Here is a 7500-nt window from a genome sequence, read left to right as displayed (position 1 = left end):
GTGTTCGCGCCGCCCCCCGAGCGGGTGGGGGCGGCGGCTCCGGTGGCCAAGCCGCCCCCGGCTCGAGCGCCCGGTCGGCCGCCGCCCCCACCCGCTCGGGGGGCGGCGCGAACACTTCGTCGTCGTCGTCGGTCGGAAACTCGAGGCCGTCGTCGTACGCGATGTCGGCCTGCACGAACGCGGCGCCGCTGTCGTCATCGGTCGGAAACGCGAGGCCCCCGTCGTCGCTGGGGGGCGCGACGCTCATCAGCCCCTCGTCCTCGTCCTCGTCGTCGGTTGGAAACGCGAGCCCGCCGTCGTCCTCAAAGCTGCCGTCGAAGCTCAGCCCCTGCATGCCAAACAGGGTTTTGGAGGGCTCGCCGCGGCCGGATCGGGGCGGTGGCGGCAGCGAGGCGTCTGGGCTCTCGCCGGGCATGACCCCCATCGGCGGCGGCGGCGGCAACGGTGAGCCCATCGGCGGAGGTGGTGGCAACGGCGAGTCGCCATCTTCGAAGGGCGAGTCGACGTCGCCGGTCGCCTCGCCACAACGGGGGCAAAACGGCGGCGGGGACACGCGGGCGTCATCGATCTGGTGGCCGCAATTCGAGCAGTTGAACATGTCGAGGAGGCGGAGGCCGTCACGCGGCGCCGGGAGCATATCATCGCCGAAGCTGCAGGGCTGCTTTCGGGGCTTTTTGGAGGCTGGTAGCTTCGGCGACCGTGATCCTGCGCGATCCAGTCCATGGCCTGATCTCCTTCTCGCTGCGCGATGGGCCCCGGTCGGCCGGGCACCGCTTGCTGGTCCGCCTGATCGACACCCGCGAGGTGCAGCGGCTGCGACGGATCCGGGCGCTGGGTCTGGCCTCGCTGGCGTTCCCCGGCGGGGAGCACTCACGCTTCGCCCACGCGGTCGGCTCGGCCCACGTGATGCAGCGCTACCTCGAGCGGGTCCGTTCGCTGGTCGACGAGCTGCCCAGCCACGACCGGATCGATCCGTGGTGGGAGGCGATCGCCCTGGCGGCCGCGCTGCTGCACGACCTCGGTCACGGGCCGCTCTCGCACACCTTCGAGCAGGTGGTCCCCAAGGCCCACGCCCGAGCGCACGAGGCGTGGACCACACAGATCATCATGGACCCTGACACCGAGGTCCACGCGGCCCTGCGCGAGTTCGACGAGCAGGCCCCGGCCGCGGTCGAGCGACTGATCCACGGGGTCTGTCCGATCCGCCACCTCGCCCGCGCGGTGTCGGGCACCTTCGATGTCGATCGCTGCGACTACTTGATGCGAGACAGCCACATGACCGGGGTCCGCTACGGGCTGTTGGATCTCGACTGGCTGCTGGCGTCGCTGCGCCTGTACCTGCCCGCGGGCGCGAGCGCGGCCACCTTGGCGGTCGACGGCGCCAAGGGCCTGACCGCCGTCGAGAGCTTCTTCTTGGCGCGGCTGTACATGTATCGACAGCTGTACCTGCACAAGGCCGTGCGCGCAGCCGAGGTCACGATCCGCGCGCTGTTTCGCCGGCTCGGCGAGCTGCTGCAAGATGACGCACGCGCAGCGCCGGGGACCCCGGCCGCGATCGTCGAGCTGTTTCGCGGGCGCGAGCTGTCGACCCGCGAGTACCTGGATCTCGACGACAGCGCGCTCGAGACCGCGCTGTGGCACTACGCGGGCGGCCATGACCACCGTCAGTCTGACCCGATCCTGGGCCCGCTCGCGGTCGCGGTGCGCGAGCGAAAGCTGCTCAAGAGCGTGAAGCTGCGCGACGAGATCACCGACGAACAAGTCCGCGCGCGCGTGGATCCAGTGGTCACGGCGGCGGGCTTCGACCCGCGCTACTTCGCGGCCACCGACCGGGTGAAGATCCACGCCTACGTCGAAGACGAGGCGCTCGTGGTGCTGTCGGGCCCGCGGGTCCAGAGCCTGCTCGAGGCCTCGCCGCTGATGCACGCCCTGTCCTCCCAGGTGTTCGTCTCGCATCGCGTGATGTTCCCCGCCGCTGCCCGTGAGGCCGTGAGCGCGGCCGTGGAGGAGTTTCGCTGATGGGCCAGCGACGCTTCGAGGCCCGGCGCTGCGACGGGTGTGGACTGCACGACGAGCTGTGTGTGTGCGCGCACCGGCCCCAGCTGAGCCTCGCGACTGCCCTGTTGGTGGTCCAGAACAACAAAGAGCGCCACAAGCCGACCAACACCGCGCGGATGCTGCCGCAGGTGCTGACCAACTGTGAGCTAGTCCAGTTCGGCGTGCGCGGCTGCGAGTTCGATCCGAGCGCGCTGACTCGGCCCGAGCGCGACTACGTGCTGATCTTCCCCCGCGTGCTCGACCCCGAAGGTGGCGCGCCCGAGCCCGCGCCGATCCTGGATCGCTCGCAGCTCGCCGCGCGCAGGGCCGCGCGGCCGGACGCGATCCAGACCTTCGTGCTGCTCGATGGAACCTGGGCCCAGTGCTCGCGGATGAGCCGGCGGCTGCCCGAGCTCGCGACGATGCAGGCGTTCGCGCTGCCCGAGGGCCCGCCCTCACACTGGGGCGTGCGGGTGCCGTCGGAGCCCAGCCGGATCTCGAGCTTCGAGGCCGGGGTGCGGGTGATCGAGCTGGCCGAGGGTCCCGGGCCCGCGCTCGCGCTGCAGACCTACTTTGACCACGTCGCCGCCGGGATGCTGTTCATGAAGGCCAAGCAGCGCTCGCCCGCGGTCCCCGAGCACTGGGTCGCCGAGCGCGAGCATCGGTTTGGCCGCTCGCCTGGTTGAGAGCGACCCGTGAACGCCGCTACTTGGGCTTGGGCGCCGGGCCGCCCCTGAAGCTGTGCTCGGCCACGCGGTACAGCGTCCAGAACACCTGGGCCGGGCGCCGATCCGCGAGCGCGATCGGGGCCAAGCTCTGGGCCCCCGACAGCTGGCCCAGCGCCTGGCTCAGCGCCTTGGTCCGGGCCCCGGCGACCTTGGTCGCCATCCCGAGCGGCCGCCACAGATCCCCGACCGGAAACATGTAGGCCCCGAGCACATCGCCCGGGCTCAGCTGCGCGAACGCGACGTTGTCGAGCACGGTCATCGGGGTCTCGCGCAAGATGTCGCGGCCGATCAGCTGCTTGTTGGCGTCGTTCTTGCGCTCGAGCCCGAACACCACGAAGCGCGCACGCATGCACGCGTCGAGCACCCGGCGCTGCTCACGATCGAGCTGCAGACCGTGCTGCGCGAACATGTCGAGCACCCGCAGGCCCTGCCCGTCGCGGTAGCCGTAGACGAAGTACAGCGCGAACGCCTGCTGCAGCTCGGGGTGCTTGGCCTCCTCGCCCCGGGCGACCGCGAAGAAGGCCTTGGCGACCTCGGGCATCATGCCGCCGAACCGGCGCTGGGCGAACGAGCCGATCATCAGGTCGACCTGCTTGAACGCCTCCGGGTCGAGCTGCCGGACCGCCTTGACCGCGCGCTTGGGCTTGTTGGCCTCGGCCTCGATCCTGGCCGCCTCGGCGGCTTCGGTCTCGGCCTTGTGGCCCCGACGCTTGCGCTCCCTCGTGCGCGGCGGGATCTTTTTCGTCGGTTTGTCGGGCTCAGCCATTGGAGGATGGTTCTTGGTCGACGCACACGTGCTTGACGCAGACCTGGTTGGAGCAGTCGATGTTGGCCGTGCACTCGCGGCAGCCTACCGGCGGCTCATCGTCGACGAGCACGCGCTCGAGCCCGAGCTCGGTCGAGCTGAACGGCTGGGGCGGGAGCTCGATCAGCGCGGGGGTTGCGAAGCACACCTCGGCGCCGATCCGTCCCTGGACCTCGATGTCGTAGCCGCCCCAGGTGAGCGGGACCGAGTCGATCACCGACGAGGGGCACTCGTAGCTGACCCAGCCGCCCGGCTCGTCGACGGGCGCGATCAACCCGCCGACCTCGGCGAAGCCAGTGAGCCCGAGCGCGGCGGCGTCGAGTGGCTGTGAGCCGTCGGTGATCCGGACCCACAGGCGGTCGAGCGTGATCGGCTGGTTGTCGGCGAGGTGGCCACCAAGTTCGCACCCGGGACCGGTCACCGCGTCGGGCGACAGCAGCAAGCTGGTGTTGAACGAGATCGGCGCGACGATCGGCTCGAGGAAGCGATCTTCCGTGAAGTCGAACTGGTTGACCACGTACTTGGCCTGATCCTGATCGACGTCGAACGGGAACGAGATCGTCTGGGTCACCGGGACCTGGCCCGCGTCGAGCCCGGTGATCGAGAGCTCGTACGATCCCTCGTCGAGCTCACCAGACAGGATCGGCAGGCGAAACGGCCACTGCGAGAGGTCCAGCTGGTGGTCCCCGATCACGGCGAGCTGCTCCCCGCTGATCTCGACCAGCAGCGCCTGGATCCCGACGTGGAACGGCCTGACCACGGGACGACCGAGGAACGTGACCCTCGGCTGGATCACGGTCACGCTGGCGTCGGCGGACTCTGGGCCGGTCGGATCCAAGATGCAGCCGGGATCGTGGCCATCCACGCGGCCGTCACGATCGTTGTCGATGCCGTCGTCGCACTGCGGCGGGCTCATCAGCGTGACAGAGTGGATCGGCTGGGCGTCGCCCTCGGTCACCGTCACGCTGGTGACGGCGCGCGCGATGCAGGGCGCCGAGCTCGGATCGAGCTCACACAGCGAGTGCTCGCAGGCCCACGGCTCGCCGCTGCGACGCAGGCCCTCGACCAACACGGTGTACTCGCCCGGCTCGAGCGTGGGCCCATCGACGGCGCCCGACGAAGCGGAGGCGGCGGAGCAGGGGTACTCGCGCGTGTCCACGTCAGCACCGACGAACTTGGAGTCGACGCAGGCACCCACCATCGTGGTGACGCGGACCTTCGACACGCCGACCACCGCGCACTGCTCGACGGGGCTCAGCGCGGGCTCCGGATCGGGGTTGCCCTGCCCGTCGTCGAGCTCCCAGCTGAGCAAGAAGCTGGGCGGCTCCGCGCAGGCGCCCAGCAGCGGGACCGCGAGCGCGAGCGCGAGCGCGCCGGGGGTCCAGCGGCCGCTGCGGTGGTCCGATGGCCGGCCGACGAGCACCACGCGGGTCTAGCAGGGCGCCCGAGCGCGGTCCAGAGGGCACGCCCCGTCCCCGTGCAGATCAGACACGCATCGCACTTGCCCCCGCGCAGCTCAGCCGTGTAGCCTGCGCGCGCCGTGATCTTCCCCGAATTATCAGCACTTGCGACCTCCCCGGTTCTGGCCGAGGTCGACATGATAAAGCTGCTGACCGCCTCGAAGGGCATCGTCCTCGGGGTCGTGATCATCCTGCTGACGCTGGTCGCGCTGTGTATCTTCGTGATCATCTACAAGCTGATCCAGATCAGCCAGGCGCAGTCGCAGTCGGTCAGCTTCCTCGATCGGTTTTGGGACAGCAAGCGCCTCGACGACATCTACAGGGTCGCCGAGGGCCTGAAATACAGCCCGCTAGCGGCCATGTTCCGCGCCGGGTACGTCGAGCTGTCCAAGGTCAAGAAAGGCGGCGGCGACGGCGAGTCGATGCACGCCAAGATGGAGGACACCGCGAACATCGAGCGCTCGCTGCAGCGGGCCAAGGTCAGCGAGATGACCAAGCTCGAGACGCTGCTCCCGTTCCTGGCCACGACCGGCGCCGCGGCGCCCTTCATCGGTCTGTTCGGCACGGTCTGGGGCATCATGGACGCGTTCTTGGCGATCGCGGCCAAGGGCTCCGCGGAGCTCTCGGAGATCTCTCAGCCGATCGCAGAAGCGCTGGTCACGACCGCGCTCGCGCTGCTCTCGGCGGTCCCGGCGGTGGTGGCCTTCAACTACTTCAACCGCCGGCTGAAGGTGCTCAACGCCGAGATGTCGACCTTCGGCAGCGACTACCTCAACATCATCCGACGCCACTTTTTTTGACCCCCACAGGCGCCTTCGCACTTTGCCATGCACGTCCGCTTCGCGTCCGGTCGCTCGCTGCACTCGCTCGATGGGCTGGTTCAGCTGTGCGCGACGGCATGTGTGGCCCCCTGGGAGGGGGCTTCACGTTCGCTTCGCTGGGGGCGGCTCGTGCGGTTGAATTGTGACCTTGGATCTGGAGTAGGGGGGCGTTAGGTGGGCGGAATTGTCACGCATGATGGGTCGGCGAGCGGGGATGAGCCCGTCGCTGCGATCAACGTCACGTCGCTGATCGACATCATGTTCTGCCTGCTGATCGGGTTCATGGTGGCGACGCCGCTCATGAACCAGGAGCAGGTTCCGGTCGATATCCCGTTCGCGGTCGGGGTGCCGATCACCGAAGAAGAGTTCGATCTGTCGGTGGTCTCGGTCGACGCCAACGGTCGGGTGTTCGTGGGTGCGCTTCCGCTCGACGCCGACAAGGCGCGGTGGACCGAGCAGCTGTCGGCCAACCAGAAGATCATCGATGACAAGGTCGCCTACATTCAGGGCGACCGGACGGTGCCCTTCGAGGTGATCCTCGACGTGATGATCGCGCTCAAGGAGGCCGGCGTGTCCGAGGTCGGGTTCGTGACCAATCCCAGGCGCGAATAGAGCCAGGCGGGGGCCGTCAGGGGCTTTGCTCCGAAGCCGCCGCGATGCGCTATGCTGCACCTCGGCCGTGAGTCTCCGATGAACCACCCACAGCATCCCCAGGGCCAGCACTCCCCGCACCACGGACAAGGGCCAGGACCCATCGAGCAGCTGCAGGCCGCGCCGCCGCGCGCAGCCCAGGGTCCGATCACGCCGGTCCGCACGCCGCCGGCCCTGCTCGCCCCGCTCTACTCGATGTTCCGCGAGCTGCGGGCCCTGTTCGCGGTTCCGCTCGCGCTGATCGGAGCGTTCTTCGGCACGATCGTGCTGAGCGCCTCGCTGGTGTTCGTGATGTGGTGGCTCGAGAACAGCGCCGAGGCATCGGGTGCCGACGAAGAAGAGTTTCTGCTCGAGTTCGAGCCGGGCGCGCTGACCAAGCTCGGCGTCGAGCCCACGGAGATCCCCGAGAAGGCGATCAACGAGGAGACCCGCACGCCCGAGGACGTCCAAAAAGAAGCGGTCACCGAAGAAGAGGTCCCGCCGCCCGAGGAAAAAGAGAAGAAAGAGATCGAAGAGAAGCCCAAGGACGACAAGCCGGTCAACAAGAACAAGGACGCCAAGATCTCGGACAAGAATCGCAAGGACAACAACCCTTACGAGAAGGACTTGCCGAACAACCTCGATCCTACTGGCGATCCCTTTGGTGACCCCAACGGCTGGGCTGACCTCAAGAAAGACGGCGACTCGTGGGCGACCTCGGTCATGTCTGCCCTCAACAACATGAAGGTCCCGGCCTGGGCCGCCAAGCTGCCCGCGGGCGCGCCCTACCGGTTCAAGCTCAAGGTCTGCAAGGACGGCACCGTCGAGAAGGTCTACGACAAGGGCAGCTCCGGCAACTCGGACCTCGACGGGGCGGTCCGCGGTGAGATCGAGCGCCTCAAGTTCTCACCGCCGCCCGCACACATCGCCAAGCAGATGAAGGCGAGCTGCGTCGTGCTCAACTACAACTTCGCGTGGAGCCAGGGCAAAGTTAAGTGAGGAGCCGGGGTTCTGGCCGC

At 68.5% G+C, this 7500-nt stretch carries 8 protein-coding genes; 5 read left to right on the top strand and 3 right to left on the bottom strand.

The window, feature by feature from the left end; genetic code table 11:
• The coding region (locus ENSA7_RS03665) for a TFIIB-type zinc ribbon-containing protein (RefSeq protein ID WP_504822946.1) at positions 1-598 on the bottom strand (598 nt) is incomplete at its 3' end.
• A 101-nt stretch (positions 599-699) separates the two neighbouring features.
• Between ENSA7_RS03665 and ENSA7_RS03660 the strand changes: the two genes are divergently transcribed.
• Positions 700-2019, top strand: a complete 1320-nt coding sequence (locus ENSA7_RS03660) for an HD domain-containing protein (protein WP_181233071.1) — start codon at positions 700-702, stop codon at positions 2017-2019.
• Complete coding sequence (locus ENSA7_RS03655; RefSeq protein ID WP_106087794.1) at positions 2019-2723, top strand: DTW domain-containing protein; 705 nt, start codon at positions 2019-2021, stop codon at positions 2721-2723. Before ENSA7_RS03660 ends, ENSA7_RS03655 begins: the two co-directional genes overlap by 1 nt.
• Positions 2724-2742: 19 nt before the next feature.
• Here ENSA7_RS03655 and ENSA7_RS03650 read toward each other — a convergent pair whose 3' ends face one another.
• Both ENSA7_RS03650 and ENSA7_RS03645 read right to left on the bottom strand, forming a co-directional pair.
• On the bottom strand, positions 2743-3531 hold the full coding sequence (locus ENSA7_RS03650; protein ID WP_106087793.1) for a hypothetical protein: 789 nt from the start codon (positions 3529-3531) through the stop codon (positions 2743-2745).
• Entirely contained in the window at positions 3524-4993 is a 1470-nt protein-coding gene (locus ENSA7_RS03645) for a hypothetical protein (protein WP_146157288.1), read from the bottom strand. The genes ENSA7_RS03650 and ENSA7_RS03645 overlap by 8 nt, the downstream gene beginning before the upstream one ends.
• A 174-nt stretch (positions 4994-5167) precedes the next feature.
• Here ENSA7_RS03645 and ENSA7_RS03640 point away from each other — a divergent pair, with 174 nt between their 5' ends.
• The 3 genes from ENSA7_RS03640 to ENSA7_RS03630 all read left to right on the top strand — a co-directional run bounded on the left by ENSA7_RS03640 (position 5168) and on the right by ENSA7_RS03630 (position 7480).
• On the top strand, positions 5168-5830 hold the full coding sequence (locus ENSA7_RS03640; protein ID WP_106087791.1) for a MotA/TolQ/ExbB proton channel family protein: 663 nt from the start codon (positions 5168-5170) through the stop codon (positions 5828-5830).
• A 195-nt stretch (positions 5831-6025) separates the two neighbouring features.
• Positions 6026-6463, top strand: coding sequence for an ExbD/TolR family protein (locus ENSA7_RS03635; RefSeq protein ID WP_106087790.1), 438 nt, complete (start codon positions 6026-6028; stop codon positions 6461-6463).
• A 78-nt stretch (positions 6464-6541) separates the two neighbouring features.
• Positions 6542-7480 carry an energy transducer TonB gene (locus ENSA7_RS03630; RefSeq protein ID WP_106087789.1) on the top strand — a complete coding sequence of 313 codons (939 nt, stop codon included), beginning with the start codon at positions 6542-6544 and terminating at the stop codon, positions 7478-7480.
• The last annotated feature ends 20 nt before the right edge of the window (positions 7481-7500 follow it).

Origin of the sequence: Enhygromyxa salina, assembly GCF_002994635.1 — a bacterium.
GTDB lineage: Bacteria > Myxococcota_A > Polyangia > Nannocystales > Nannocystaceae > Plesiocystis > Plesiocystis salina_B.
The sequence above is the reverse complement of the archived record's forward strand: the minus strand, read 5'-3'. Positions and strand labels throughout refer to the sequence as shown.